At 73.4% G+C, this 25,702-nt stretch carries 24 protein-coding genes; 17 read left to right on the forward strand and 7 right to left on the reverse strand.

The features are described 5' to 3' along the window. Nucleotides 1-5: 5 nt before the first annotated feature. On the forward strand, nucleotides 6-1,019 hold the full coding sequence (locus ACQP1N_RS24385) for an Acg family FMN-binding oxidoreductase (RefSeq protein ID WP_067806845.1): 1,014 nt from the start codon (nucleotides 6-8) through the stop codon (nucleotides 1,017-1,019). Between the two features lie 13 nt (nucleotides 1,020-1,032). On the opposite strand, the gene ACQP1N_RS24390 is transcribed toward ACQP1N_RS24385, so the two are convergent. Genes ACQP1N_RS24390 through ACQP1N_RS24400 form a run of 3 tightly spaced genes read right to left on the reverse strand, consistent with a single transcriptional unit; the run spans nucleotide 1,033 to nucleotide 3,373 of the window. Next, nucleotides 1,033-1,464 (reverse strand): putative zinc-binding protein, encoded by a 432-nt coding sequence (locus tag ACQP1N_RS24390; protein WP_433226827.1) that lies wholly within the window; start codon nucleotides 1,462-1,464, stop codon nucleotides 1,033-1,035. Between the two features lie 53 nt (nucleotides 1,465-1,517). Then, nucleotides 1,518-1,952 carry a hypothetical protein gene (locus ACQP1N_RS24395; RefSeq protein ID WP_067806866.1) on the reverse strand — a complete coding sequence of 145 codons (435 nt, stop codon included), beginning with the start codon at nucleotides 1,950-1,952 and terminating at the stop codon, nucleotides 1,518-1,520. Then, nucleotides 1,949-3,373 (reverse strand): multicopper oxidase domain-containing protein, encoded by a 1,425-nt coding sequence (locus tag ACQP1N_RS24400; RefSeq protein WP_433226829.1) that lies wholly within the window; start codon nucleotides 3,371-3,373, stop codon nucleotides 1,949-1,951. The genes ACQP1N_RS24395 and ACQP1N_RS24400 overlap by 4 nt, the downstream gene beginning before the upstream one ends. A gap of 223 nt (nucleotides 3,374-3,596) precedes the next feature. Between ACQP1N_RS24400 and ACQP1N_RS24405 the strand changes: the two genes are divergently transcribed. The 12 genes from ACQP1N_RS24405 to fdh all read left to right on the forward strand — a co-directional run bounded on the left by ACQP1N_RS24405 (nucleotide 3,597) and on the right by fdh (nucleotide 15,656). Continuing rightward, nucleotides 3,597-4,562, forward strand: a complete 966-nt coding sequence (locus ACQP1N_RS24405; protein ID WP_433226831.1) for an Acg family FMN-binding oxidoreductase — start codon at nucleotides 3,597-3,599, stop codon at nucleotides 4,560-4,562. A 41-nt stretch (nucleotides 4,563-4,603) separates the two neighbouring features. Next, nucleotides 4,604-5,101 (forward strand): hemerythrin domain-containing protein, encoded by a 498-nt coding sequence (locus ACQP1N_RS24410; RefSeq protein WP_433226833.1) that lies wholly within the window; start codon nucleotides 4,604-4,606, stop codon nucleotides 5,099-5,101. After that, complete coding sequence (locus ACQP1N_RS24415; protein WP_067800960.1) at nucleotides 5,094-6,512, forward strand: nitronate monooxygenase; 1,419 nt, start codon at nucleotides 5,094-5,096, stop codon at nucleotides 6,510-6,512. Before ACQP1N_RS24410 ends, ACQP1N_RS24415 begins: the two co-directional genes overlap by 8 nt. Further along, entirely contained in the window at nucleotides 6,509-7,693 is a 1,185-nt protein-coding gene (locus ACQP1N_RS24420; RefSeq protein WP_433226835.1) for a TIGR04053 family radical SAM/SPASM domain-containing protein, read from the forward strand. Before ACQP1N_RS24415 ends, ACQP1N_RS24420 begins: the two co-directional genes overlap by 4 nt. 118 nt (nucleotides 7,694-7,811) lie before the next feature. Next, nucleotides 7,812-8,006 (forward strand): hypothetical protein, encoded by a 195-nt coding sequence (locus ACQP1N_RS24425; protein ID WP_067800963.1) that lies wholly within the window; start codon nucleotides 7,812-7,814, stop codon nucleotides 8,004-8,006. A gap of 34 nt (nucleotides 8,007-8,040) precedes the next feature. Further along, entirely contained in the window at nucleotides 8,041-8,454 is a 414-nt protein-coding gene (locus ACQP1N_RS24430) for a PRC-barrel domain-containing protein (protein WP_207394175.1), read from the forward strand. Between the two features lie 12 nt (nucleotides 8,455-8,466). Next, on the forward strand, nucleotides 8,467-8,637 hold the full coding sequence (locus tag ACQP1N_RS24435; protein ID WP_165488444.1) for a hypothetical protein: 171 nt from the start codon (nucleotides 8,467-8,469) through the stop codon (nucleotides 8,635-8,637). 127 nt (nucleotides 8,638-8,764) lie between these two features. Next, on the forward strand, nucleotides 8,765-9,328 hold the full coding sequence (locus ACQP1N_RS24440) for a hemerythrin domain-containing protein (protein ID WP_067800966.1): 564 nt from the start codon (nucleotides 8,765-8,767) through the stop codon (nucleotides 9,326-9,328). Between the two features lie 193 nt (nucleotides 9,329-9,521). Then, nucleotides 9,522-10,046 carry a MarR family winged helix-turn-helix transcriptional regulator gene (locus tag ACQP1N_RS24445; RefSeq protein WP_084263123.1) on the forward strand — a complete coding sequence of 175 codons (525 nt, stop codon included), beginning with the start codon at nucleotides 9,522-9,524 and terminating at the stop codon, nucleotides 10,044-10,046. A gap of 161 nt (nucleotides 10,047-10,207) precedes the next feature. Continuing rightward, entirely contained in the window at nucleotides 10,208-11,521 is a 1,314-nt protein-coding gene (locus tag ACQP1N_RS24450; protein WP_433226839.1) for a PP2C family protein-serine/threonine phosphatase, read from the forward strand. A 79-nt stretch (nucleotides 11,522-11,600) separates the two neighbouring features. Continuing rightward, a complete protein-coding gene (locus tag ACQP1N_RS24455; protein WP_433226840.1) occupies nucleotides 11,601-12,338 on the forward strand; it encodes an SCO6745 family protein in 738 nt (245 codons plus the stop codon). Nucleotides 12,339-12,404: 66 nt separating this feature from the next. After that, nucleotides 12,405-15,656, forward strand: a complete 3,252-nt coding sequence (fdh, locus tag ACQP1N_RS24460) for a formate dehydrogenase (protein WP_433226842.1) — start codon at nucleotides 12,405-12,407, stop codon at nucleotides 15,654-15,656. Here the strand turns inward: fdh and selD are convergent. The 3 genes from selD to selA are packed head-to-tail and all read right to left on the reverse strand — an operon-like array spanning nucleotide 15,653 to nucleotide 19,721. Beyond that, complete coding sequence (gene selD / locus ACQP1N_RS24465; RefSeq protein WP_067800985.1) at nucleotides 15,653-16,642, reverse strand: selenide, water dikinase SelD; 990 nt, start codon at nucleotides 16,640-16,642, stop codon at nucleotides 15,653-15,655. The genes fdh and selD overlap by 4 nt on opposite strands. After that, nucleotides 16,639-18,405 carry a SelB domain-containing protein gene (locus tag ACQP1N_RS24470; protein ID WP_433226844.1) on the reverse strand — a complete coding sequence of 589 codons (1,767 nt, stop codon included), beginning with the start codon at nucleotides 18,403-18,405 and terminating at the stop codon, nucleotides 16,639-16,641. The genes selD and ACQP1N_RS24470 overlap by 4 nt, the downstream gene beginning before the upstream one ends. Continuing rightward, complete coding sequence (gene selA, locus ACQP1N_RS24475; RefSeq protein ID WP_433226846.1) at nucleotides 18,402-19,721, reverse strand: L-seryl-tRNA(Sec) selenium transferase; 1,320 nt, start codon at nucleotides 19,719-19,721, stop codon at nucleotides 18,402-18,404. The genes ACQP1N_RS24470 and selA overlap by 4 nt, the downstream gene beginning before the upstream one ends. Nucleotides 19,722-19,855: 134 nt before the next feature. Between selA and ACQP1N_RS24480 the strand changes: the two genes are divergently transcribed. From ACQP1N_RS24480 to ACQP1N_RS24495, 4 genes are all read left to right on the forward strand, one after another. Further along, nucleotides 19,856-21,046: an MFS transporter gene (locus tag ACQP1N_RS24480; RefSeq protein ID WP_433226848.1), complete on the forward strand. Its 1,191-nt coding sequence runs from the start codon at nucleotides 19,856-19,858 to the stop codon at nucleotides 21,044-21,046. 106 nt (nucleotides 21,047-21,152) lie between these two features. Next, a complete protein-coding gene (locus ACQP1N_RS24485) occupies nucleotides 21,153-22,859 on the forward strand; it encodes an ExeM/NucH family extracellular endonuclease (protein ID WP_433226850.1) in 1,707 nt (568 codons plus the stop codon). Nucleotides 22,860-22,960: 101 nt separating this feature from the next. Beyond that, nucleotides 22,961-23,245, forward strand: a complete 285-nt coding sequence (locus ACQP1N_RS24490; RefSeq protein ID WP_433226852.1) for a hypothetical protein — start codon at nucleotides 22,961-22,963, stop codon at nucleotides 23,243-23,245. 38 nt (nucleotides 23,246-23,283) lie between these two features. Continuing rightward, nucleotides 23,284-24,285 carry an LLM class flavin-dependent oxidoreductase gene (locus ACQP1N_RS24495; RefSeq protein WP_433226854.1) on the forward strand — a complete coding sequence of 334 codons (1,002 nt, stop codon included), beginning with the start codon at nucleotides 23,284-23,286 and terminating at the stop codon, nucleotides 24,283-24,285. A 22-nt stretch (nucleotides 24,286-24,307) separates the two neighbouring features. Here ACQP1N_RS24495 and gabT read toward each other — a convergent pair whose 3' ends face one another. Beyond that, nucleotides 24,308-25,669, reverse strand: a complete 1,362-nt coding sequence (gene gabT, locus ACQP1N_RS24500) for a 4-aminobutyrate--2-oxoglutarate transaminase (RefSeq protein ID WP_433226856.1) — start codon at nucleotides 25,667-25,669, stop codon at nucleotides 24,308-24,310. Nucleotides 25,670-25,702: the final 33 nt, after the last annotated feature.

Genomic DNA, 25,702 nt, shown 5'->3' on the forward strand with positions numbered 1-25,702 from the left:
GACAGATGACGACACCCGGCACAGCCGGGCGGTCGGGCACGCGCACCGACCTCGCGGCCCGTTTCGTGATCCGCGCGGCGACGCTGGCGCCATCGGTGCACAACACCCAGCCGTGGCGCTTCGGCATCTCCGGGGACGCGTTCCAGTTGTACGCGGACGTTCGGCACCGCCTGCCCGCGACCGATCCGGCGGGCCGGGAGATGGTCATCAGCTGCGGCGCGGCGCTGTTCAACCTGCGGCTGGCCATGCGGATGCTCGGCTTCGCCGCCAGGGTCACGCCGTTCCCCGACCCGGGGCGGGACGATCTGCTCGCCGAGATCCGGTGGGGCTGGAACAGGCCGCCGTCGCTGCATGAGCAGTCGCTGTTCCGGGTGATGAGCCGGCGCCACACGCACCGGGGGATGTTCCTCGACACCGCCGTGCCGGCTTATCTCCTCGCCGCGCTGGAAGGGGCGGCCCAGAGCGAGGACGCCCGGCTGGTCTTCGTCCAGGACGAGCCCCGGCTGGACCGGCTCGGCGCGCTGGTGGGCGAGGCCGAACGCCGGGAGCGGGCCGATCCGGGCATCGCGGCGGAGTTGGCCCGCTGGACTCCGGCGCCCGGCGACGGGCGGCTGGACGGGGTACCGGCGCACGCCTATCCACGGCAGCCGGACGGCGCACGGCTCGCCACCCGCGACTTCGCCATGGGCACCGCCCGGGGCCATGTGCCCCGGGTGCGGCGGTCCTGCCCGGCGACGCAGGGGGTCGTCGCCGTGCTCGCCACGCGCGGGGACCGGCGCCTCGACTGGCTGCGGGCGGGATCGGCGCTGCAGAGCGTGCTGCTGCACGGCGCCGCGCACCGGATCAGCGCCGCCTTCCACACCCAGCCCCTGGAACTGCCGGACCTGCGCGCGCACATCGAGCACGACATCGGCACCGGCGGCCACCCGCAGATGCTGTTGCGGCTCGGCTACACCGACCGGACGCGGAGCACTCCGCGCCGCCCGGTCGGCGAAGTGCTCGTCGACCGGGCGGTGTAGCGGCCCGGGTCTTTCAGGTCCCGGCGGGCGGCGGGGCCTGCGTGGCCTGGACCCCCGTGGCCTGGATCTCCGTGGCCTGGATCTCCGTGGCGACGCGCTGCAGGAGCGTGCCGAGGACCTCTTCGGCCTGGTCGGGGTCGAAGTCCTCGCCGAGCCGCTTGCGGACGCCCGCGTCGCTGAGCCGGTGGTGGAGGTCGGGGGTCACACCGTGCCGGGCGAGGCAGTGCCGGGCGCATTCCAGGGCGCATCCGTCGATCGCGATGATCGTGCGTCCGCTGGTGGCCTTGCGGACGAGGCTGCGCACGTCGCCGCCCACACCCGCGATGCAGGACATCTCGGCGACGCCGCGCCGATCGAGCTGGATCGCCAGCCAGTTCGTCATCTGGGCGGCGCTGGAGCAGCCGGAACACGAGTAGACGAGCGGGCGCTCACGACGGTTTCTCACGGGTTCTCCTTTGCTGGGCGGCAACTCGGGTGCCGGGCCTCAGGTGCTGGGCCTCAGGTGCTGGGCAGGGCGGTGGCGATGAGGACGATGCCGACCGAGCCGGTGAGCGAGGCGACCGCCAGGGCCCGGGCGAGGGACGGGCGGCGTGAGCTGGCCCAGCCGTGCAGGCCGGCGACGGTGATGACGGCACCGAACAGCAGCAGCTTGGCGGCGAGGATGCGTCCGTAGCCGGGCTGGGTGAGCGACGTCCAGGTGACGCCCTTGTGCCAGGCCATGGCCACGCCCGTGGTGATCTGCACCGGCAGGAAGACCGCGCCGGTGAAGATGCCGAAGCGGCGGCCGACCTCCCGCGCCACCCCGGCGCACTGCTCCGCGGGGAGCATCCGGCGGGCGAGCGGCAGGAGCACCAGGGAGATGGTGAGCTGCCCTCCCACCCACAGGGCGGCCCCCGTGACGTGCAGGAAGCGGATGACCGACCACCAGGTCATCGGGTCACCTTCAGGATGCCGTGGGCGCCGGCTTCGCCGTGCCGCATGTCGTGGTCCACGAACGGGTAACGGCCCGCCTCCGGAACCACCGTCTCCACGAACCCGCCCTGGCCCGGCGCCAGATCCAGGATCTGCGCGCCACCCGGATCACCCCGGCGCAGCAGATACGCCCCCTCCTTGTAAAGCGTGTCGAACTGGGCGCCCACGACATGGAACGCCGTCCCCGACGAAGGCCCGGCATCCACCACCCACACCCGCACCCGATCCCCCGCACGAGCCGTCAGCGGGGCACGGTCATAACCCGAGGCGGTGCCGTTGAACATCCACCCGTCCGGGCGGCCCCCGGCCATCTTGGCCACCTGCCCCGCCGACCCCGGCACCCCGAGATACAACTCCCCCTGCACCAGCACATACTCACGATCCACCCGAGACAGACCCGGCGGATCAATGATCACCGCGCCGTACATCCCATTGGCGATGTGCTGCAACATCGGCATCGTCGAACAGTGATACAACCACGCCCCCGCCCGCCCAGCGGTGAACCGGTACGTCAACCGCTCCCCCGGCCGAATGGTGCGCATCGGCACATCGGGCGCCAGCGTCCCGGCATGAAAATCGATCCCATGCCCCATCGCGCCGTCGTTGACCAGCGTGATGACGAACACATCACCCACCCGGCCGCGCAGCACCGGACCCGGCACCGTCCCACCGAACGTCCACATCGTCTGCCGCACCCCCGGCGCCACCTCCAACCCCCGCTCCGAAGCACGCAACTCCACCCGATGCACCCGACCCCCGGGCGCGGGCTTGAGCGCCGCGTCATAGGGCCTCCACCCCGCCGACATCGACCCCATGAAATCGATCGGACCCGGCCCCACCGCCCGATGACCCATCGACGGCATCGACGGCGCACGCCCCGCATGCCCCTCGTGCCCCGTGTGCCCGCCGACCGTCTTGATCTGCATCGTCATACCGGCGGCACGATGACCGGGCACCGTGCACCAACCCTCAACCGTCCCCCGCACCGACGGCACCGTCAGCGTCGCCGACTCCCCCGGATCCAGCATCGAAGTCGCCTGACCCGACGCCAACCGCAGATCATGACGCATCCCATCCCTGTTCGTCACCCGCAACACCACACGCGCACCAGGCGCCACCTCAACCGTCCCCGGACGAATACGCATCCCGACCAAACTCACCTCCACCACGCGAGTACCCGAGGCCGCAACGCTCGTGTTCGAGGACGGCCCGGTCTGGCCGCTCGACGCGAACACCACCGCGACGGCCGTCAGCAGGGCGCCGACCACCACTCCGGCGACGGCGGGGGACGGGCGCCGGCCGAGCGACCGGACGATGGCGGCGACGGCGTGCCAGGCCGCCCGCGGGCGCGACGGTGCCCGCACCGGCGATCCGCCGGTCACGGCACATCACCCGCGCGGAGAACGATCACGACCCCAGGGTCCCGGCCGGGCCCGGCGGGCAGGAGGGTCCAAGGTCCCGGGACCACGGTCCGAAAGGCCCGGAACCTCACGTAGGGACCGCCGGACGTACCGTCCTTGGTCCCCTCCGTTGCAGGACTTTCGGCCCTGGGGGGCCCGCACCGGTGACCGGGAGCCTGTGGGGGCACAGCCCGTGGAGGTGGCCATGCCTCACCCATTCGCGACGCATGTCGGGGTCCGGCGGCTGGTGACCGCGGCCATCGCGGCGCCGTCGGTGCACAACACCCAGCCGTGGCGTTTCCGGCTCGCGGACGCCGCGGCCATGGAGCTGCACGCGGACCTGGATCGGAGGCTGGGCGTCATCGACCCGCGCGGCAGGGCCCTGCACATCAGCTGCGGGGCCGCCCTGTTCAACCTGCGGCTGGCGATCCGGGTGACCGGGCACCGGCCCCTGGTCGAGCCTTTCCCGGACGCCGCGGACCGGCCGGCGCTGCTGGCGTCCGTCCGCGCCGAGGACGCGACGATGCCGTCGCCGAGGCAGTCGGAGCTGTACGCGGCGATCCCGCACCGGCGCACCAACCGCAGTCCGTTCAGCAAACGGCGGCTGCCGCAGGTCGTCTGGGAGGAGCTGACGACCGCGGCCCGGGAGGAGGGGCTGGTCCTGAGCCTTCCCGGCCCGCAGACCACCGCGTACCTGCTCAGCCTGATCGCCGCGGCGGACGCGAAGCTCGCCGCCGACCCGGACTACCTCGCCGAGCTGGCCCGCTGGACGCCGGACCGCACCGGCAGCGACGGCATCCCCTGGTACGCGTTCGGACCGCGGCCGAGCGGACGGGGCCTGCCGCTGCGCGACTTCGGCCTGGCCGGTTCCCGGGAGGGGCGGGAGGTGGCCGACTTCGCCGCCCGCCCGCAGCTCGGCGTCCTGCTCACCAAGGGCGACGAGCCGCGGGACTGGCTGCAGGCCGGGCAGGCGCTGCAGCGTGTCCTGCTCACCGCCGCGCGGCGCGGGGTGTCGACCTCGATGCTGTCCCAGCTGCTGGACATGCGCCGCCGCGGGCCGGACGGGCGGCGGCCGCACGGCCACATCCAGGCGATCATCCGGTTCGGCTACGGGCCGCTCGTGCCCGGCACGCCGCGCCGGCCGTTCCCCGAGGTGCTGGAACGCGCCTGACCACGGATTTCCACGTATCACTCCATGAAGAAAGGCGACCGATGCCCACACTCGTCCAAGAGTTCACCGAGGTCTTCCGGACCGAGCATCGCGGTGTGCGCGACCTCCTGCTCGACCTGGTGCAGGCGTTCCGGCTCGGCGACACCGAACGGGTGCGGGAGCTGGTCGGCGCCGTCGACGCCGCCACCGGCCCGCACTTCCGGTACGAGGAGGAGTCGATGTACCCGCAGCTCGTCGCCATCTTCGGGGACGAGTACGTGGACAAGCTGCTCGCCGACCACGACGGCGCGATCCGCAACGTCCGGCTGCTCCACGAGCTCGCCGGGCACGACGAGCTGACGCCGCTGCAGGCCGAGCGCGGGATCGAGCTGACCCGGCAGATCCTTCCGCACGTCAGCGACTGCGACGGGCTGTCCATCATGGTGGAGACGTTCCCCGAGGCCACGGTCGGCGACATCCTGTCGACCCGGCGCACCGCGCGCGCCGCCGGCCTGCCCCTGCTGACCTGGGCGATGACCACGCGGAACCGGGATGTCTGAGCCGGACCGGCCCCGCATCGTCCAGGGCGGCATGGGCGCGGGCGTCTCGGGGTGGCGGCTGGCGCGCGCCGTCTCCCGGACGGGACAGCTCGGCGTGGTCTCCGGGGTCGCGCTGGACGCCCTGCTCGCCCGCGGCCTCCAGGACGGGGACGAGGGCGGCCACCTGCGCCGCGCGCTCGCGCATCTCCCGCTGCCGGGGGTGGGCGAGCGGATCCTGGAGCGCTACTTCGTGCCCGGCGGCATCGAGCCCGGTGAGCGGTACCGGCCGGTCCCGAAGCTCGGCCTGCGGCCGAACAAGACGCGCGACGAGCTGACCATCGCGGGGAACTTCGCCGAGGTCTGGCTCGCCAAACAGGGACATGACGGGCTGGTCGGGATCAACTACCTGGAGAAGATCCAGCTCGCCACCCCGTCCGCCGCCTACGGGGCGATGCTCGCCGGCGTGGACTACGTCCTGATGGGCGCGGGGATTCCGAGCGAGATCCCCGCGCTGCTGAACGCGCTGGCCGACGGGTCCCCCGGGCGGCTGACGGTGACGGTCGCCGGCGCCGAGGAGGGCCGCCCGTTCGCGTTCGACCCGGCGTCGCTGGCCGAGCCCGCGATCAAGGCGAAGCGGCCGCGGTTCCTGGCGATCGTGTCCTCGTCCGTCCTCGCCATGTACCTGAACCAGTCGCCGGTCACCCGGCCGGACGGTTTCGTGCTGGAGACGGCGGTCGCGGGCGGGCACAGCGCGCCGCCGCGCGGAAAGCTGCACCTCGACGACGACGGCGAGCCGGTCTACGGCAAGCGGGACCGGATCGACCCGGCGAAGGTCGCCGCGCTCGGCCTGCCGTTCTGGGTGGCGGGCGGCTTCGCCCGGCCCGGCACGCTGGCCGAGGCGCGCTCCGCCGGCGCCGCCGGGATCCAGGCCGGCAGCGTCTTCGCGCTGTGCCGGGAATCGGGGCTCGATCCCGGGTTGCGGCAGCAGCTCGTCAAGCGGGCGCTGGACGGCACGCTCCGGGTCCGCAACGATCCCCGGGCCTCGCCGACCGGGTTCCCGTTCAAGGTCGCCGCGCTGCCGGACACGCTGTCGGAGCCGGACGTCTACGTGAAGCGTCCCCGGTTGTGCGACCTGAGCTACCTGCGCACCCCGTACCTGAAGGCGAACGGAACCGTCGGCTACCGCTGCCCGGCCGAGCCCATCGACGCCTACGTCCGCAAGGGCGGGGACATCGAGGACACGACCGGACGCCGGTGCCTGTGCAACGCGCTCGTCTCCAACATCGGGTACGGCCAGCACCGTCCGGACGGCTATGTCGAGCCGCCCATGCTCACGCTCGGCCAGGACCTCGGGTTCCTGCCCGACCTCGTCCGCACGAGGGGCGGCGACTACTCCGCCGCCGACGCCGTCGACTACCTGCTGGGAACATGAGACAGATCCGCGCTCCTCGCCATGATCCCGCCGACCGCCCGTTCATCGTGATCTGGGAGGCCACCCAGGCGTGCCCGCTGGCCTGCCGGCACTGCCGCGCCGAGGCCAGACCCGACCGCGACCCGGGCGAGCTGTCCACCTCCGAGGCGTTCGACCTCATCGAGCAGGTGGCCGCGTTCGGCAGTCCGCCGCCGCTGTTCGTCATCACCGGCGGCGACCCGTTCCAGCGGCCGGACCTGTTCGCCCTCGTCCGGCACGGTGCCCGCGTCGGCCTGCCCGTCGCGGTCTCCCCGTCCGGCACGCCGACGCTGACCTCGGAGAACCTCACCGGGTTGACGGAGGCGGGCGCGCGGGCGATCTCGCTGAGCCTGGACGGTTCGAACGCGCGCATCCACGACGACTTCCGCGCCACGCGCGGCGTCTACGGCTGGACGCTGGACGCCTGGCGGGACGCCCGCGAACTCGGGCTGAAGGTGCAGATCAACACGACGGTCGCCGGGCACAACCTGACCGACCTGCCGGAGATCGTGCGTGTCGTGCACGAGATGGGCGCGCTGACCTGGAGCGCGTTCCTGCTCGTCCCGACCGGCCGGGGCAAGCTGCTGCCCGGGCTGGACCCGCATCAGGTGGAGGACGTCCTCAACTTCGTCTACGACGCGGGGGCGCACATCCCGGCCCGCACCACCGAGGCCCACCACTTCCGCCGGATCGCCGTCCAGCGGGAGATCCTGCGGCGGCACGACGCCGACCACGTCGCCGCGCTGGGCCTGGGGCCGCTCTACAAGGAGCTACGGCACCGGCTGGAGGAGCTGGAGCTGCCGGTCCGGCGGGCCCGGCGTCCACCCATGGACGTCAACTCCGCGCGCGGGTTCGTGTTCGTCTCGCACCGGGGCACCGTGCATCCGAGCGGCTTCCTGCCGACCCCGGCGGGCAGCGTCCGGCGCGAACGGCTGGCCGACATCTACCGGAACTCGCCGCTGTTCGTCGGGCTGCGCGACCCCGGCAGGCTGACCGGACGGTGCGGCGCCTGCGAGTTCCGGACGATCTGCGGCGGCTCCCGCTCGCGCGCCCTGGCCACGTCCGGCGACCCGTACGCGGAGGAACCCTGGTGTTCCTACACGCCCGGTTCCTTCCCGTACCAGGACGAACTCGGCGCCTACGGCGCGCTCGCGTACGAGTGAGGACGGACGCCGCGGACTTCGGGACGAAGGTCCCTACGGGCGAGGCGGCTGCGAAGCGAACCCTGGATTCGACACCCGCCACCGTGGGGCGGCGTGACGAGGACGAAGGAGCTTCACGATGGCAAGGCAGATCGTCACCGGCGCCGGTCCCTCGGTACAGGAGTTGGAGCACCGCATCGCCGTCCTGGAACGGCAGGTCGCGGAGCTGACCGAGACGACCCGCGCGCTGGCGGCCGCACTGGAGCACGCCTCGCCGGCCATTCCGGGCGGCGGCGCCCCCGGTCTCGTCGTGGTCCCGGCGCCCACCTGCTGACCCCGGCCGGGGCCACATCCGGGACATATCCGCCGTGAGCTGGGTAGATGAAGACTCGAAGAAGGCTTCCCACTCCAACGGCTGGATGATGGACATGTTCGAGATCGAGGACATTCGGCAGTGGCGTGGCCGCGCGGTGATCGACGAGTCCGGCAACAGGATCGGTGAGCTGGAGGCCGTCTACGTCGACACCGCCACCGACCAGCCGGCCTTCGCCACCGTCAGGACCGGCCTGCCCACCCGGCGGCGGCTGGTGTTCGCGCCGCTCGCCGGGGCGACGGTCGGGCCGGAGCACCTCCGGGTCGCGCGCCCGAAGAAGGAGGTCAGGAACGCCCCCGCGATCCACACCGACGGGGAGCTCCTCGCCGCCGACGAGCACGCCGTCTTCGCCCACTACGGCCTGGGCTACGAGGCCGCGCCCGACGAGCGCCGGCTGGCGCGCCGCTGAAGGGATCGTCCCGTGGCACTGTTCCTGTTCCTCCTGCTCATCGCGGTGGCGCTCGGCATCGTCGGCGTCGTCGTGCACGGCCTGTTCTACCTGCTGATCATCGGCATCGTGCTGTTGCTGCTCGATCTCGTGCTGAGCGGGATACGGCTGGGCCACCGGCGTGGCTCGCGTCCCACCCGGTGAGCCGTCCCCGTCCGGCAGGCATGGTCCAGCAGGCATAACGGACATTTCGCCGGGTAGCCCGTAGCGCGATGGCCGGACGACCCGGTGTCGGGGCATCCGGCGATGCACATCATCGAGGGGGGACCCCATGGCCGACGTCTTCGAGGTTCTCGGACGTGACCACGCCGAGGTCAGGCGGATACTGACCGAACTGGAGGCGGGCACGCCCGAAGGCAAGAGCCGCCTCCAACTGCGCAAGAAGATGGTGGAAGAGCTCATCATCGAGGAGTCCAAGCACGAAGCGGTGGAAGAGGAGTACTTCTGGCCGGCCGTCCGGGAGCTGGTCCCCGACGGGGACCGGCTCGCCGACAAGGCCATCGAGCAGGAGCAGGCGGGCAAGTACGTCCTGAACGATCTCCTCGGCAAGGACCCGGCGGACGAAGGCTTCGAGGACCTGCTCTCGACCTTCATCACCGACGGCCGCGAGCACATCGAGTTCGAGGAGGTCCAGGTCTGGCCCAAGCTCCGCACGGTCCTCACCGCCGAACGCGCCGAGGACCTGGGGCGCAAGCTGGACCAGGGCAAGAAGATGGCCCCCACCCGCCCGCACCCGCATACACCTCCCAAACCGGGCATCCTCAAGGCCACCGGTCCCGCGGTGGCCGCCGCCGACAAACTCCGCGACAAGCTGACCGGACGGGGGCGAGGCTGACCGCCCCTCCCCGGCCGCGCGCCAGGAGATGACCGGCGGCACACGCCGGTGCCCTCCCGGACGGCGAGGTCGGCTCGCACGACACGGTCGCGGGCGGCCCGCGCACCGCGCGGGCATGCACCGTCGCGCCGTGACGCGTGGAACGTCTATCGTGGGGAATCGCTCGCGACCGTATCGTCCGAAAGGCTGGGGTGTGAGTCAGCGACGACCGCGGCCGTCAGGCGGCGAACCGGCGGACGATGGGGCGGGCGGCGTCCCCGACGACGTCGCGGCCGCCGTGGAACGGGTGCTGAGCACGACGGCGTTGCTGTGGAGCCGCGCGGAGCAGGGCCTCGAACCCGCCATCTCGCCGATCCAGCTGCGCGCCGTGGAGGCGATCTCGCGGTTCGGGCGGCTGAACCTCGGCGGGCTGGCCGAGGAGCTCGGGGCGATCCCCTCGTCCGCGAGCCGGCTGTGCGACCGGCTTGAGGCCGCCGGGCTGATCGTGCGCGAGCCCGCCCGCGAGGACCGGCGGGAGATCATCGTCCGGCTCACCGACCAGGGCGAGCGGCTGCACACCCAGCTGGTGCGCCGGCGGCGCACGGCGGTGCGGGACGTCCTCGCGCACATGTCGCCCACGTCGCGGGCCCGGCTGATCGACGCGCTGACGGAGTTCGGCCAGGCGTGCGAGCGGCGGGACTCCGGCGAGGCCAGGGTGGTCGGGTCCCGGACGGCCTGACACCGCCGATCCGACTCGACATCAAGTATTTGCCATAGGGCAAACTCTTTGGCAGTCTTCCCCTGCGGTCCTCCGTCCGCGCCCACGAACAAAGGCGGGACGGACCGGAACGGGGCGTGGCCGCGTCCGGTATCGGGGGGCAGTAACGAGATGGGGTCGCGATGAGAACGCAGGGCCGCCCGGCCGGGGCCGGACAGGGCCGCCCGTCCGGGGGCGAGCCGTCCAGGGACGCCGGCGACGACCGTCCGCTGCGGGTCGAGCGGGCGCTGCGGGCCGCTCCCGCGCACGCGGTGCCCGAGGCGCTGGCCGCCGCGCTCCGCCGCGCGTACCCGCAGGTCTCCGGCGCCCGGCTGCTGGTGTGCGACTACCACTCCCGCGTCCTGCTGCCGGTCGAGCCGCTCACCGCCGGGCCCGCGGACGGCGAGGGGCCGGCCGCCGGCGCGCTCGCCATCCGGCAGAGCAACGCCGGGCGGGCGTACCTGTCCCGCCGCGTGCTGCTCTCGGCGTCCGAGGACGGCGACCTCCCGAGCGCGACGACGACCTACATACCGATCACCGCGCGGGGCGAACGGCTCGGCGTCCTCGAAGTGAACTCGTCCGGCGCCTGGGGCGACGCGGACGCGCTGGCGGAGATCGGTGAACTGCTCGGCACCGCGCTGAAGGTCGCCTGGAACTGGACCGACCGGTACGAGCGGGCCCGGCGCCGGCAGCGCCTCACGCTCGCCGCCGAACTGCAGTGGCAGCTGCTCCCCGGCCACGCCTGCACCGACCGGGGGTTCAGCCTCGCCGGTCATCTGGAGCCCGCCTACTCGATCGGCGGGGACAACTTCGACTGGTCCGCCGAGCACGACCATCTGGCGTTGACCGTCACCAACGGGGCGGGCACCGGCATCAGCGCGGCACTGCTGACCTCGCTGACCGTCGGCGCACTGCGCAACGCGCGCCGCTCCGGCGCCGATCTCGGCGAGCAGGCGAGCCTGGCGAACGACATGGTCCACGTCCGGTACGGGGGCCGGGAGTTCACCGAGACCCTCGTCATGCGGATCGACTTCGCGGACGGGACCGTCCACATCATCGACGCGGGCTCGCCGCGCATCCTGCTGCTGCGCGGCGCCGAGGTGACGCGGGTGCCGCTGGAGCAGCAGCTTCCGCTCGGCATGTTCCCCGACACCGAGTACCGGCCCCAGCGGTTCCGCCTCGAACCCGGTGACCGGATGGTCATCGTCAGCGACGGGGTCTTCGCCGCGCGGACCGCGCGCGGCGAGTTCGGCGCGCACGCGCTGGAGCAGGCGACCCGCCGCAGCCGCCTGCAGGACGCGGCGGAGGTGCCGCTCACCATCATCAACGAGCTGATCGACTACCACGATGGCACCGGCCTGGAGGACGACGCGGTCGTGGTGTGCCTCGACTGGCACCCCTCCCCGGACGACGGCACGGCCTCTGTGCAGCGCCTCCGCGACGAGCCGGAGCCGTAGCGGAGGCCGCCGCGGGGCCGCCGCCGACCGGCGGGTAACCTCCGGCTATCAGATCACCCGGCGAACCGAGGAGCCCCCCATGCCGGAACTGAGTGCCGCGGAGACCGTGCGCGCCACCGACAAGACCATCCACGACATCGGATCGAAGTGGATGCTGGACCCGGTGATTTCGGAGCGCGGGAAGGAACTGGGGTACGCCAACCCGTTCGCGTTCTACTTCGCCGGCCGCGGCGGCGTGCTCGGCGATGTCGACGGCAGCGTGGTCTCGGCCGCGCTGGGCTGGTTCGAGCCGCGAACCGTCCGGGCCATGTGGGACGAGGGCGTCGCGGTCGCCGGGGCCAGGGAGGCCGCGCGGCGCTACGCGCGGGCGTTCACCGCCTGGGGCGAGGAGCGCCTCCCGGACGACCCGCGCCTGTGCGAGTTGGCCGAGCGGGTCGCCGGCGCCACCGAGGGCTCGGGCCTGCCGCTGTTCTGCGGCTGGCGCGCCGAGCCGCTGCCGGACAGCGGCCCCGGCCGGCTGCTGCAGGTGCTGCAGGTGCTGCGGGAACTGCGGGGCGGCCTGCACCTGGTCGCCACGACGGCCGTCGGCCTGGCGCCGGTGGAGGCGATCTTGACCGGGGACGGGGAGGGCACCGCGAAGTTCCTCGGCTGGCGGGGCGACTTCCCCGACTGCGCGGCGCTGAAGCCCCGCCGCGCGGAGGCCGAGGAGATCACCGACAGCCTCGCCGCCGCGGTGTACGAGCGGGCGCTGTCCCCGTCCGAACGCGCCGAGTTCGCCGACCTGGTCGCGAAGGCGGGCGCCGCCGTCCTCGGCTGAGCGCCTTGTTTCACGGGCCGCGCGGCGGGTAGGTGGACGGCGCGCCGAGGTGAAGGGCGGTGGGGCGTGGGCGTCCGTACATGGATCGGGTCATGGCCCGTCTACCGCCAGTTCACCGGCGATGACCCGCTCGGCCGCGGAGCCGCGGCCAAGAGCGCGGGGACCGAGCGGATCAGGGCGAGGGTGAGCACGGCCGACCAGGTCGTGAAGTCCGTCTGCCCGTACTGCGCGGTCGGCTGCGGGCAGGACGTGTACGTCAAGGACGGCAAGGTCGTCCAGATCGAGGGCGACCCGGACTCGCCGGTCAGCCGGGGCCGGCTGTGCCCGAAGGGCTCGGCCAGCCTCCAGCTGACCACCGGGTCGGCCCGCGAGCACCAGGTGCTCTACCGGCGCCCGCACGGCACCGGCTGGGAGCGCCTCGACCTCGACACGGCGATGGACATGATCGCCGACCGGGTGATCGAGACGCGCCGGCGCGGCTGGCAGTGGGAGGAGCAGGGCCTGCGGGTGCGGCGCACGCTGGGCATCGCGAGCCTCGGCGGCGCCACCCTCGACAACGAGGAGAACTACCTGATCAAGAAGCTGTTCACCGCGCTCGGCGCGGTGCAGATCGAAAATCAGGCGCGCGTTTGACACTCCTCCACCGTTCCCGGTCTGGGAACCTCGTTCGGACGCGGCGGCGCGACCACCTTCCAGCAGGACCTGCAGAACTCGGACTGCATCGTCATCCAGGGCTCGAACATGGCCGAGTGCCATCCGGTCGGGTTCCAGTGGGTGATGGAGGCGAAGGCGCGCGGCGCGAAGCTGATCCACGTCGATCCGCGGTTCACGCGGACGAGCGCGCTCGCGGACGCGCACGTCCCGCTGCGCGCGGGCAGCGACATCGCGTTCCTCGGCGGGATCATCAACTACGTCCTGGAGAACGAGAAGTACTTCCGCGACTACGTGGTGGCCTACACCAACGCGCCGGTGATCCTCACCGAGGACTTCCGCGACACCGAGGACCTCGACGGCGTGTTCTCCGGCCTGGACCCGCAGAAGCGCAGCTACGACCACACGACATGGCAGTACGAGGGCCTGGAGGTCCAGTCGGCCGCCGGCCGGCGCGACATGGAGCACGGCGAGCGCGTCACCTCCCTCGCGGAGGCGGCCCGCGGTGAGGCGCACGGTTCGGGCGGCGCGGCGCTCGGCGAGGGCGACCCGCGGCGCGACCCGACGCTGGAGCATCCGCGCTGCGTGTTCCAGGTGCTCAAGCGGCACTTCTCGCGGTACACGCCGGAGATGGTCGAGCGGATCTGCGGCGTCCCGCGCGACCGGTTCCTCCGGGTGTGCGAGACGCTCACCGAGAACTCCGGCCGGGACCGGACGTCCGCGTTCGTGTACGCGGTGGGCTGGACGCAGCACTCGGTCGGCGTCCAGTACATCCGGACGGCGGCGATCCTGCAGGGGCTGCTCGGCAACATCGGGCGGCCGGGCGGCGGCATCATGGCGCTGCGCGGGCACGCGTCCATCCAGGGGTCGACCGACATCCCGACGCTGTTCAACCTGCTGCCCGGCTACATCCCGATGCCGCACGCGCACACCAACCAGGACCTGGACTCGTTCATCCAGGCCGAGGCCGCGCGCAAGGGCTTCTGGGGCGACATGCGCGCCTACCTCGTCAGCCTGCTGAAGTCGTACTGGGGTGACGCGGCGACCGAGGACAACGAGTACTGCTTCGACTATCTGCCGCGGCTGACCGGCTCGCACAGCACGTACGAGACGGCGATGGCGCAGATCAACGGCGTGTGCAAGGGCTACTTCCTGATGGGCGAGAACCCGGCCGTCGGGTCCGCGAACGCCAAGATCCAGCGGCTCGGGATGGCGAACCTCGACTGGCTCGTCGTCCGCGACTTCTCGCTGATCGAGTCGGCGACGTGGTGGAAGGACGGCCCGGAGATCGAGTCGGGTGAGATGCGCACCGAGGACATCGGCACCGAGGTGTTCTTCCTCCCGGCCGCCGCGCACACCGAGAAGGACGGCAGCTTCACCAACACCCAGCGCATGCTGCAGTGGCACCACAAGGCGGTGGAGCCCGCCGGGGACGCGCGCAGCGACCTGTGGTTCACCTACCACCTGGGCCGCATCATCCGGGCGAAGCTCGCCGCGTCCAGCGACGAGATGAACCGCCCGATCCTCGACCTGACGTGGGACTATCCGACGCACGGCGAGCTGGACGAACCGGACGCCGAGGCGGTGCTGGCCGAGATCAACGGCTTCGACGCCGACGGGAACCCGCTGTCGTCCTATACGCAGCTGAAGGACGACGGGTCCACAAGGTGCGGCTGCTGGATCTACTGTGGCTGCTACGCCGACGGCGTCAACCAGCCCGCCCGCCGCAAGCCCGGCAAGGACCAGCACTGGGTCGCCCCCGAGTGGGGCTGGGCGTGGCCCGCGAACCGCCGCATCCTCTACAACCGGGCGTCCGCCGACCCGGACGGCAACCCGTGGAGCGACCGCAAGGCCTACGTCTGGTGGGACGCCGGGAAAGGCCGATGGACGGGCCACGACGTGCCCGACTTCATCGCCGACCGGCCGCCGGACTACAAGCCGCCGCGGGACGCGAGGGGCCCGGACGCGCTCGCCGGCACCGACCCGTTCATCATGCAGGCGGACGGGAAGGCGTGGCTGTTCGTCCCGGCCGGGCTGACGGACGGCCCGCTGCCGGCGCACTACGAGCCGCAGGAGTCGCCGTTCACCAACCCGCTGTACAAGCAGCAGCGCAACCCGGTCCGGCATCTGCTGCCGCCGCATCCCGACAACCGGTACGGGCCGAGCGGCGACGCGCCGGGCGCGGAGGTGTACCCGTTCGTGGTGACGACGTACCGGCTCACCGAGCACCACACGGCGGGCGGCATGTCGCGCTGGCAGCCGTACCTCGCCGAGCTGCAGCCGGAGTTCTTCTGCGAGGTGTCGCCGGAGCTGGCGGCCGAGCGGAGCCTGGAGCACGGCGGCTGGGCGACGATCGTCAGCCCGCGCGCCGTGATCGAGGCCCGCGTCCTGGTCACCGACCGGATGCGGCCCCTCGTCGTGGACGGCCGGACCGTCCACCAGATCGGCCTGCCCTACCACTGGGGGCCGAACGGCTACAGCCGCGGTGACGCCGCGAACGAGCTGCTGCACCTCGCCCTCGACCCGAACACGCACATCCAGGAGGCCAAGGCCATCTCCTGCGACATCCGCCCCGGCCGCCGCCCGCGCGGCGCCGCCGCCGGCGCGCTGGTCCGCCGCTACCGGGAGCGGGCCGGCATCACCGCCGAAACGGGCACCGAGATCTAGCGGACGACGAGGGGGGTGTCGCCGGCGGGGACCAGTTCGCCGATGACGGGGGCGCCGGGGATCTCGCCGGCGATGAGGAGGCCGCCGGAGGTCTGCGCGTCGGCGAGCAGCAGCCGGTCCTCCTGCGGTGTCGCGCCGAAGTCGGTGTGCGGGGCGACCCAGGCGAGGTTGCGGCGGGTGCCGCCGCTGACGTACCCGTCGCGGAGGGACGCGCGGGCGCCGTCCAGGTAGGGGACGGCGGCGGCGTCGACCACGGCGGTGACCCCGGACGCGCGGGCCAGTTTGTAGAGATGGCCGAGCAGCCCGAAGCCGGTGACGTCGGTGGCGCAGACGGCGCCCGCGTCGAGCGCGGCGGCGGACGCGTCCCGGTTCAGCTCGACCATGGTGGCGACGGCGTGGTCGAACACCTCGCCGGTCGCCTTGTGCCGGTTGTTCAGCACCCCGAGGCCGAGCGGTTTGGTGAGGGTGAGCGGCACGCCGGGCTTGCCGGTGTCGTTGCGCAGGAGCGCGGCGGGGTCGGCGACACCGGTGACGGCCATGCCGTACTTGGGTTCGGGGTCGTCCACGCTGTGGCCGCCGCCGACATGGCAGCCCGCCTGCGCGGCGACGTCCAGGCCGCCGCGCAGGACCTCGCGCGCCAGGTCGAACGGCAGCACCTCGCGGGGCCACGCGAGCAGGTTCACCGCGACGATGGGCCGGCCGCCGACCGCGTAGACGTCGGAGAGCGCGTTGGCGGCGGCGATGCGTCCCCAGTCGTAGGGGTCGTCGACGACGGGGGTGAAGAAGTCGGCGGTGGCGACGGTGGCCAGGCCGTCGCGGAGGCGGACGACGGCGGCGTCGTCACCGGTGTCCAGCCCGACGAGCAGTTCGGCGTTGGGCTGCGCGGGGGCGGTGTTCAGGCCGGCGACGACGTCCTCCAGCTCACCTGGCGGGATCTTGCAGGCGCAGCCGCCGCCGTGCGCGTACTGGGTCAGCCTCTTCATCATGTCGTCCTTTCGGTGCAGCGGCGGCGGAGGTCGTCCACCCTGACCGTGTAGCCCCGCTCGTCGAGGTGCTCCAGGAGCGGGACGGCGACGCGGCGGGTGGTGCCGAGCGCGCGGCGCGCCTCGCTCAGCGTGAACGGGCCGCCCAGCTTCGCCAGGAGCGCGGCGGCGCGGGCGTCGTCGCCGGGCAGCAGGACGATGCCGGCGCCGACCTTGAGGAGCGCGCCGGTCGCCGCGGCGGCGGCGAGCATCTTCGGGGTCAGGCCGAGTTCGGCGAGGCGGCCCGCGTCCGGGGCCTGGAACGGGGCGCCGGTCAGGTCGCGGCGGACGGCGTCGACGGCCCGCCGGACGGCCGGCGGCAGTTCGGGGGCGGTCGTCCGGCCGTAGATGCGGCCGTCGCGCCGCCGCAGGCCGGCGGCGAGGGCCTCGACGAGCGCGCGGTCGGGCAGGCCGAGGGCGCGGCGGGCGGCGTCGGCGGAAAGGCCGGGGTCGGCCGGGTGGGCGGCGGCGTGCTCCTCGACGGCCGCGATGAGGCGTTCGCGGAGGTCCGCCCAGTGGCCGGGGTCGGCGAGCCAGTCCCCCGCGACCGGCTCGGCCGGGACGGGCACGCCCATCGCGACCAGGTCCGTGCGCGTGATCAGCCTGCGGCGGCGGAGTTCGCCGGCACCGTCGGGGCGTCCGGTGATCGAGGCGAGTTCGCGGGCCCGCGCCGCCGCCGCACCGCGCCGCGTGAACGGCTCGGGGCGGACGTCCAGCACGGTGACCCCGGCCGGGACGCGATGCCGCCCGGGGTCGCGGAGCAGCGCGCCGTCACCGATCCGCAGCGGCAGCGCCCGCCGCAGCGCCAGCCGCGCGGTGTCGTCGCCGAGCGGACGCACATGGACCGGCACCGCCGCCGAGCCCACGTGCAGGATCAGCTCGCGCGGCAGGTCGCGCGCCGGTTCGCCGCGCAGCCGCACGTCGACGACGTCGGCGGTGAGCCAGCGTCCCGGGGTGAGCAGGGCTTCGCCGCGGCCCGCCCCGCCCGCGCCTCCGTGCAGGTTCACCGCGACGCGGGCGACCGCGCCGACCCGGTCGCGGTCCTCCTTGAGGCTTTGCAGGCCGCGCACGCGCACGAGGTCGCCGCCGCAGGCCAGGCGGTCGCCGACGCTGATCGTCCCGGCGCCGAGCGTCCCGGTCACGACCGTGCCCCTGCCCCGGATCGTGAAGACCCGGTCGATCCAGAGCCGCACGTCGGCGTCCGCGTCCGGGGCGGGAAGGGACGCGGTGAGGCGTTCCAGGGCGGCGCGCAGGTCGTCCAGGCCCTCGCCGGTGGTGCCGCTCACCATGACGGACTCGACTTCGCCGAGCGAGGTGGCCGCGATGCGGGAGAGTGCCTCCTCCCGCGCCAGGTCCGCCATGCCGGCGCCCGCGAGGTCGCGGCGCGTCACGACGAGGAGCCCGTGCCGCACGCCGAGCGCGTCCAGCACCGCCAGGTGCTCCTCCGACTGCCGCTGCCAGCCCTGGTCCGCCGCGACCACGAACATGACGGCCGGGACGGGCCCGACACCGGCCAGCATCGTGGCGACGAGGCGCTCATGCCCGGGGACGTCGACGAACGCGAGGCGATCCCCGCCGGGGAGGGTGGTCCAGGCGAAGCCCAGTTCGATCGTCAGGCCGCGCCGCCGCTCCTCCTCCAGCCGGTCGGGTTCCATCCGGGTGAGGGCGCGGACCAGCGTGGACTTGCCGTGGTCCACATGCCCGGCGGTCGCGACGACGTGCATCATCGCGCCGCCTCCCGGACCGCTTCGGCCAGGTCGTCGTCCTGGCCGGGCGGTACCGAGCGCAGGTCGAGCAGGCATCGCCCGTCCTCGACCCGCCCCATCACGGCCGGGACGCCGCGCCGCAGCCGCGCCGCGAACGCCTCGGGCACCGCCACGGCCGCGCTCGGCAGGACGACACCGGGCGCGCCGCCGCCCCCGACCGCCGCCTCGCTCTCCACGGCCCTCGCGTCGATCCCCTCGCCGCGCAGGAGCGCGGCCAGGCGCCCGGCACGCTCCCGCAGCGTCCCGGCGGCGGCGTGCAGGGCCTGTTCCGTCGGGGTGCGCGGGCCCCGGACGGTGGCCTCCAGCGCGGCGAGCGTCATCTTGTCGACGCGCAGCGCCCGCGCCAGCGGATGGCGGGCCAGCCGCCGCACCAGGTCCCGCCGCCCGAGGACGAGCCCGCACTGCGGGCCGCCGAGCAGCTTGTCGCCGCTGGCGGTGACCAGGTGCGCGCCCGCCTTGAGCATGGACGCGGCGTCGGGCTCGTCCGGCAGCAGCGGTTCGGGCGCGAGGAGACCGGAGCCGATGTCGGCGACGACCGGGACCCCGAGGCCGGTCAGCTCGGCGACGTCCGCGGCCCGTGTGAAGCCGGTCATGCGGAAGTTCGACGGATGCACCTTGAGGATGAAGCCCGTGCCGGCGCCGACGGCCGCCGCGTAGTCGTCCGGCGACGTCCGGTTCGTGGTGCCGACCTCGCGCAGCCGGGCGCCCGTCGCGGCGAGCAGTTCCGGGATCCGGAAGCCGTCCCCGATCTCCACCATCTCGCCGCGGCTGATGACGATCTCCCGGCCGGGCGCGAGCGTGGCCGCGGCCAGCACGAGCGCCGCCGCGCCGTTGTTGACGACGTGCGCGGCCTCCGCCTGCGGGACCCGCTCCACCAGGGCCGCCAGCACGGACCGTCCGCGTCTCGCCCGCCGGCCCGTCTCCAGGTCGAGTTCGACGTCGGTCGCACCGGACGCCACCGCGACCGCGTCCCGGGCGGCGTCCGACAGCGGCGCCCGCCCGAGGTTGGTGTGCAGCAGGACACCGGTCGCGTTGATCACGGGGCGCAGCCCCGACGCGGTCACCGGCAGCGCCGCGGCGGCCGCGTCCGCCACCGCGTCCGGCGCGATCTCCCCCGTCCGGGCCCGCCGCTGTGCCGCGACGACGGCCGCCTTCACCACGCCGCGGCCGAGCCGCCCGGCGGCCTCGGCGAGCCGCGGGTCGGCGAGCAGCGTGTCGGTGCGGGCGATCCGCCGCCGCCCGTCCTTCCCCACGACGGGCACGGCTTCACGATCCATCAGGCGACCTCCGGGAGACACCGCTACCCGTCAGCATCGCACGCAAACGGCCGGCCGTGGCGGCGTGATCCTTCGCGTAGCCGGTGGCGGACTCGAAGGCCGGAATGTCTGGTCGGTCGCCTAGTGTCGCGGTCATGAGCGAGTCACTCCGGCACGCCGAGCACCCCCGGGCCGAACGGCCGCGCCTGGTCACGCGGCCCGTGGCGCAGGTGTTCGCGGCCACCTTCACGAGCCTGTCGGGTGTGTTCCTGCTGATGTCGGTCGTCCCGATGTACGCGGTGGCCGGCGGGGCGGGCCGTACCGGCGCCGGTGTCGCCACGGGCGCGCTGATGCTGACGACGGTGCTCGCCGAACTCGCCCTCCCCCGCCTGCTCACCCGGTTCGGGTACGTGCCGGTGCTCGCGGCGGGGCTGCTGCTGCTCGGGCTTCCGCCGCTCGTGCTGACCGCCTCGTCCGGCATGGCGGCGATCACCCTGGTGAGCCTGGTGCGCGGGCTCGGCTTCGGGGTCGTCGTGGTCGTCCCGAACGCGCTGGTGGCGGCGCTGGCCCCGGCGGGGCGGCGCGGCGAGGCGCTCGGCGTGTTCGGCATCACGGCCGGCCTGCCGGCGGTGCTCGCGCTGCCGTTCGGGGTGTGGCTCGCCGAACGCGTCGGCTACCCGCCCGTGTTCATCGCCGCCTCGGTGATCCCGCTCGCCGCGCTGGCCACGCTCCCCGGCCTGCCGCGCCGTCCCGCGCCGGCGTCCGCCCAGGAGTCCTTCGGCATCGTCGCGGGGCTGCGGTCGCCGGCGCTGCTCCGCCCGGCGGCGGCGTTCGCCGCGACCGCGATGGCGGCGGGCATCCTGATCACGTTCCTGCCGACGGCGGTCCCGGCCGGGGGCGTCGCCGCGGCGGCACTGTTCGTCCAGGCGGCCGTGACCACGCTCACCCGCTGGTGGGCGGGACGGATCGGCGACCGGCACGGCACCGCGCGCCTGCTGATGCCCGCCATGGCCATGGCGGCGGCCGGCATCGCCCTGCTGTGCCTCGTCCCGCACCCGGCCGCCGTCTTCGCCTCGATGCTCCTGTTCGGCGCCGGTTTCGGCGCCACCCAGAGCGCGACCCTGCCCATCATGTACGAACGGGTGCCCGCCTCGGGCTACGGCACGGTCAGCGCCCTGTGGAACGTCGGCTACGACGGAGGCATGGGCATGGGCAGCGCCGCCTTCGGCCTGGCCGCCACCCATACCGGCTACCCCTGGGCGTTCGCCCTGACCTCCGCCGTCATGGTCCTCGCGCTCCCGCTGGCGGCCGGAGCGGCGGGGAGGAGGCCGGAGGTCTCCAGGTAGTGGCGGCCGCGGGGGGTGATGCTCGAATCTGACAAGCCGTTGCAAATTGGTGGAGTCTTCATTAATGGTTCGCCGGGCCGGCGACGCGCCGCCCTACCCTCCCGCCATGCGCCGAACAGCAGCAGCACTCGCGACCGTCCTGACCGCCGGCCTCGCCGCCGGCGTGCCGCCGGCCGCCGCGGCGGAGCCGTCCACCTGCGGCACCCCCGCCGACCACCAGATCGCCGACGTCCAGGGCAGCGGGACCGCGAGCCCTCTCACCGGGCGGACCGTCCGGGTCGAAGGCGTCGTCACCGCCGACTTCCAGCGGCCCGACCAGCTCAAGGGCTTCTTCATCCAGGACCCGACGCCCGACCGCGACCCCCGGACGTCCGACGGGTTGTTCGTCTACTCCACCGAGGAGGTCGCGCCCGGTGACCGGGTGCTCGTGACCGGCACGGCCGTCGAGTACAACGGGCTCACCGAACTGTCGCCCGTGTCCGCCGTCGACGTGTGCGGCACGGGGCGGATCGCTCCGGCCCGCGTCCGGCTTCCGCTGCGCGACGGCGCGGACGCTCCAGGCGTCCCGCCCCTGGAGCGGTACGAGGGCATGCTGCTGCGGTTCGGGCAGCGGCTCACCGCCACCGAGGTCTACCGGCTCGGACGGTACGGGGAGGTCACGGTCTCGGCGGGCGGCCGGCTCTTCCAGCCGACCGACGGCCACGGCTCGACGCAGGCGGGCAACGACGCGCGCAGGCTGCTCGTCGACGACGGCTCGAACGTCCAGAACCCGGACACGATCCCGTACACCGACCCGCGCGTCCTGCGGATCGGCGACTCGGCGTACGGGCTGACGGGCGTCCTCGGTCACGGGTTCGGCGAATACCGGCTGGAGCCCACCAGGACGGTGCGTTTCGCCGCCACCGACCCGCGACCGGAGAAGCCCCGGCATGTCGGCGGGGACGTGCGCGTCGCGAGCTTCAACACGCTCAACTGGTTCACGACGCTGAACAGGCGCGGTGCCGACACGGCGGAGGAGCAGGAGCGGCAGCTCACCAAGCTGGCCGCCGCGCTCAAGGGGCTGGACGCCGACGTCGTCGGGCTCATGGAGGTCGAGAACAACGGCGACACCGCCGTGCGGGCCATCGTGGACCGGCTGAACCGGGACGCGGGCGCCGCGACGTACGCGTGGGTGCGGCACCCGTACCCGGGAACGGACGAGATCCACGTCGCGCTCATCTACCGGCCCGCGCAGGTCGCCCCGGTCGGCGCGGCGCGCTCCTCGCAGGACCCGGTCTTCGACCGCCCGCCGCTGGTGCAGACGTTCCGGCCCGCGTCCGGCGGGACGGCGTTCACCATGATCGTCAATCATTTCAAGTCGAAGGGCTGCGGCGGCGCCACCGGGCCCGACCGGGACCAGGGCGACGGCCAGGGCTGCTACAACGCCCGCCGCGTCGCCCAGGCGGAGGCGATCGGCGCGCTCGCGGCGGAGTCGGAGAACCCGCTCGTCGTCGGCGACCTCAACGCCTACACGGCCGAGGACCCGGTGAAGGTGCTCACCGGCGCGGGGCTCGTGTCGCAGACGCAGCGGTTCGTCCGTCCCGGTGAGCGGTACAGCTACGTGTTCGACGGGCAGTCGGGCGAGCTGGACCACGCGCTGGCCGGAGGGTCCCTGTCGCAGCGCGTGACGGGCGCGACGATCTGGCACGTCAACAGCGACGAGCCCGTGTTCCTCGACTACAACACCGAGTACAACCCGCCGCGGTTCTACCGGCCGGACGCGTTCCGCTCGTCCGACCACGACCCCGTGCTGCTGGGTCTCGATCTGCGCTGACCCCGTGCCGGGCCGGCCGCCGGAGAATGGCGGCCGGCCCCTCGCGCACTGCGGGCACGAAGCGTATGATCCGGGTCACATTTCTAGAGATCGGTGCTGAGATGACCGGAACCGTCGCTGCTCCCCCGCTCGCCTTCGGTATCGGCCCGGACGGAACCTACACCCGGTTCGGGCAGGTCGCCGCGTTCGTCCTCGGGCTCCTCACGACGTTCGTGTTCCTGCCGCTGGTCGTGGTCGCCGCGCTGCTGTACACCCGGGCCGAGACCCGGTTCGCCGAGGACCCGGCGCGGGCCCGCGCGCTCGTGAACTGGTCCTGGCTCTGCGTCACGGCCCCCATCGTGATCGCCGCCGTCGCCATCGCCGCCCTCCTCGCGCTGAAGGGCTGACGGGAAGAGGACCCGCACCGGGCGGGTTGGCACACGGTATGAGCGTGCGCTTCTCCGTCCTCGACCTCGCCCCCGTCGTCAGCGGCTCCACATCCGCCCAGGCCCTGCGCAACACCCTCGACCTGGCCCGGCACGCCGAGCGGCTCGGCTACCACCGGTACTGGCTCGCCGAGCACCACGCGATGCCCGGCATCGCGAGTTCGGCGACGGCGGTGCTGATCGGGCAGGTCGCGGCGGTCACCGCCACGATGCGGATCGGGTCCGGCGGGATCATGCTGCCGAACCACGCGCCGATGGTCGTCGCCGAGCAGTTCGGCACGCTGGAGGCGCTGTATCCGGGCCGCATCGACCTCGGCCTCGGCCGCGCGCCCGGCACCGACCAGGCCACCGCGCTCGCGCTGCGCCGCTCCCCGGACGCACTGTCGGTGGACGACTTCCCCGAGCAGGTCATCGAGCTGCGGAGCTACTTCGGCGCGGACGGCAAGGTGACCCCGGCCGCCGGCAACGAGCCGCCGGTGTGGCTGCTCGGGTCCAGCGGCTACAGCGCGCGGCTCGCCGGGCTGCTCGGGCTGCCGTTCGCGTTCGCGCACCACTTCAGCGCCGCGAACACCGTGCCCGCGCTGACGCTGTACCGCGAGTCGTTCCGTCCGGGCGCGCTGGACGAGCCGTACTCGATGATCGGCGTGTCCGTCACCGCCGCGGACACCGACGAGCGGGCGCGCGAGCTGGCCGCGCCCCAGGCGCTGGCGTTCCTGCGGCTGCGGCAGGGCCGTCCCGGGCCCCTGCCGACGCCGGCGGAGACCGCCGCCCACCCGTACACGCCGCTGGAACGGCAGATGATCGACGAGCGGCTGGCGGACCAGGTGGTGGGCGGCCCGCAGACCGTCCGCGCGCAGATGGACGCCCTCATCGAGCGGTCGGGCGTCGATGAGGTCATGGTGGTGACGCAGGTGTTCGACCACGCCGACCGGCTGCGGTCCTACGACATCCTCGCCGACCTCTACAAGGACGACTTCGCGGCAGGGCCGACGACGGAGTGACGCGCTTCGCGGCCGGGCCGGGTCAGTCGGCGAACGCCTCCTCCAGGACGTCCAGCCCCTCGGACAGCAACTCCTCCGGGATGACCAGCGGGGGCAGGAAGCGCAGCACGTTCCCGTACGTACCGGTCGTCAGGACGAGCAGGCCCCGCTCGTGGCAGCGGCGCGCCACCCGCGCGGTCAGCTCGGGATCGGGGTCCTTCGTGCCGGGCCGGACCAGCTCGATCGCGATCATCGCGCCGCGTCCCCGGACGTCCCCGATCGAGGGGTGCCGCTCGGCGAGCGCCCGCAGCCGGGGCAGCATGATCTCCCCGATCCGGCGGGCGCACTGGGTGAGCTTGCCGTCCTCGATCTCCTCCAGGACGGCCAGCGCCGCCTCGCAGGCCAGCGGGTTGCCGCCGTAGGTGCCGCCGAGCCCGCCGCCGTGCACCTTGTCCATGATGTCCGCGCGTCCGGTGACGGCCGCGAGCGGCAGCCCGCCCGCGATGCCCTTCGCGGTCGCGACCAGGTCAGGGACGATCCCCTCGTGCTCGCAGGCGAACAGGTCGCCCGTCCGCGCGAAGCCGGTCTGCACCTCGTCGGCGATGAACAGGATGCCGTTGGCGCGGCAGAACTCGGCGAGCGCGGGCAGGAAGCCGGGCGCGGGCTCGATGAAGCCCCCCTCGCCCTGGATCGGCTCGATCAGCACGGCCGCGACGTTCGTCGGGCCGATCTGCTTGGTGATCTGGTCGATGACCTGCGCCGCCGCCTCCGGGCCGCAGTTGTCCGGGCCGGTCGGCCAGCGGAACGGATACGCCAGCGGCGCCCGGTACACCTCGGGCGCGAACGGGCCGAACCCGTGCTTGTAGGGCATGTTCTTGGCGGTCAGCGTCATCGTCAGCAGCGTCCGGCCGTGGTAGCCGTGGTCGAACACCACGACCGCGTCCCGGCCCGTCGCATAGCGGGCGATCTTGACGGCGTTCTCCACGGCCTCCGCGCCGCTGTTGACCAGGAAGGACCGCTTCTCGTGATCGCCGGGCGTGAGCCGGTTGAGGTGCTCGCACACCGCCACGTACGACTCGTAGGGCGCGACCATGAAGCAGGTGTGGGTGAAGCGGTCGGCCTGCGCCTTCACCCGCGCGGCGACCCGCGGGTTGGCGTTGCCCACGTTCGTGACCGCGATACCGGAGCCGAAGTCGATCAGCGAGTTGCCGTCCGCGTCGACGATCACTCCGCCGCCGGCGTCCGTCACGTATACCGGGAGGACGCTGCCGACGCCCGGCGGTACCGCCGCGACGCGCCGTGCTTGCAGCTCCCGGGAGCGGGGGCCGGGGATCTCGGTGACGACACGGCGTTCCTGCGGCAGACGTCCGCCGCTTGCCCCAAGGGCAGTGTCCTGGCTGGTCATGGCCTGAACATAAGCCGGGTCCCGCCTACGATG

Origin of the sequence: Actinomadura formosensis, assembly GCF_050948385.1 — a bacterium.
Classification (GTDB): Bacteria; Actinomycetota; Actinomycetes; order Streptosporangiales; family Streptosporangiaceae; genus Spirillospora; species Spirillospora formosensis.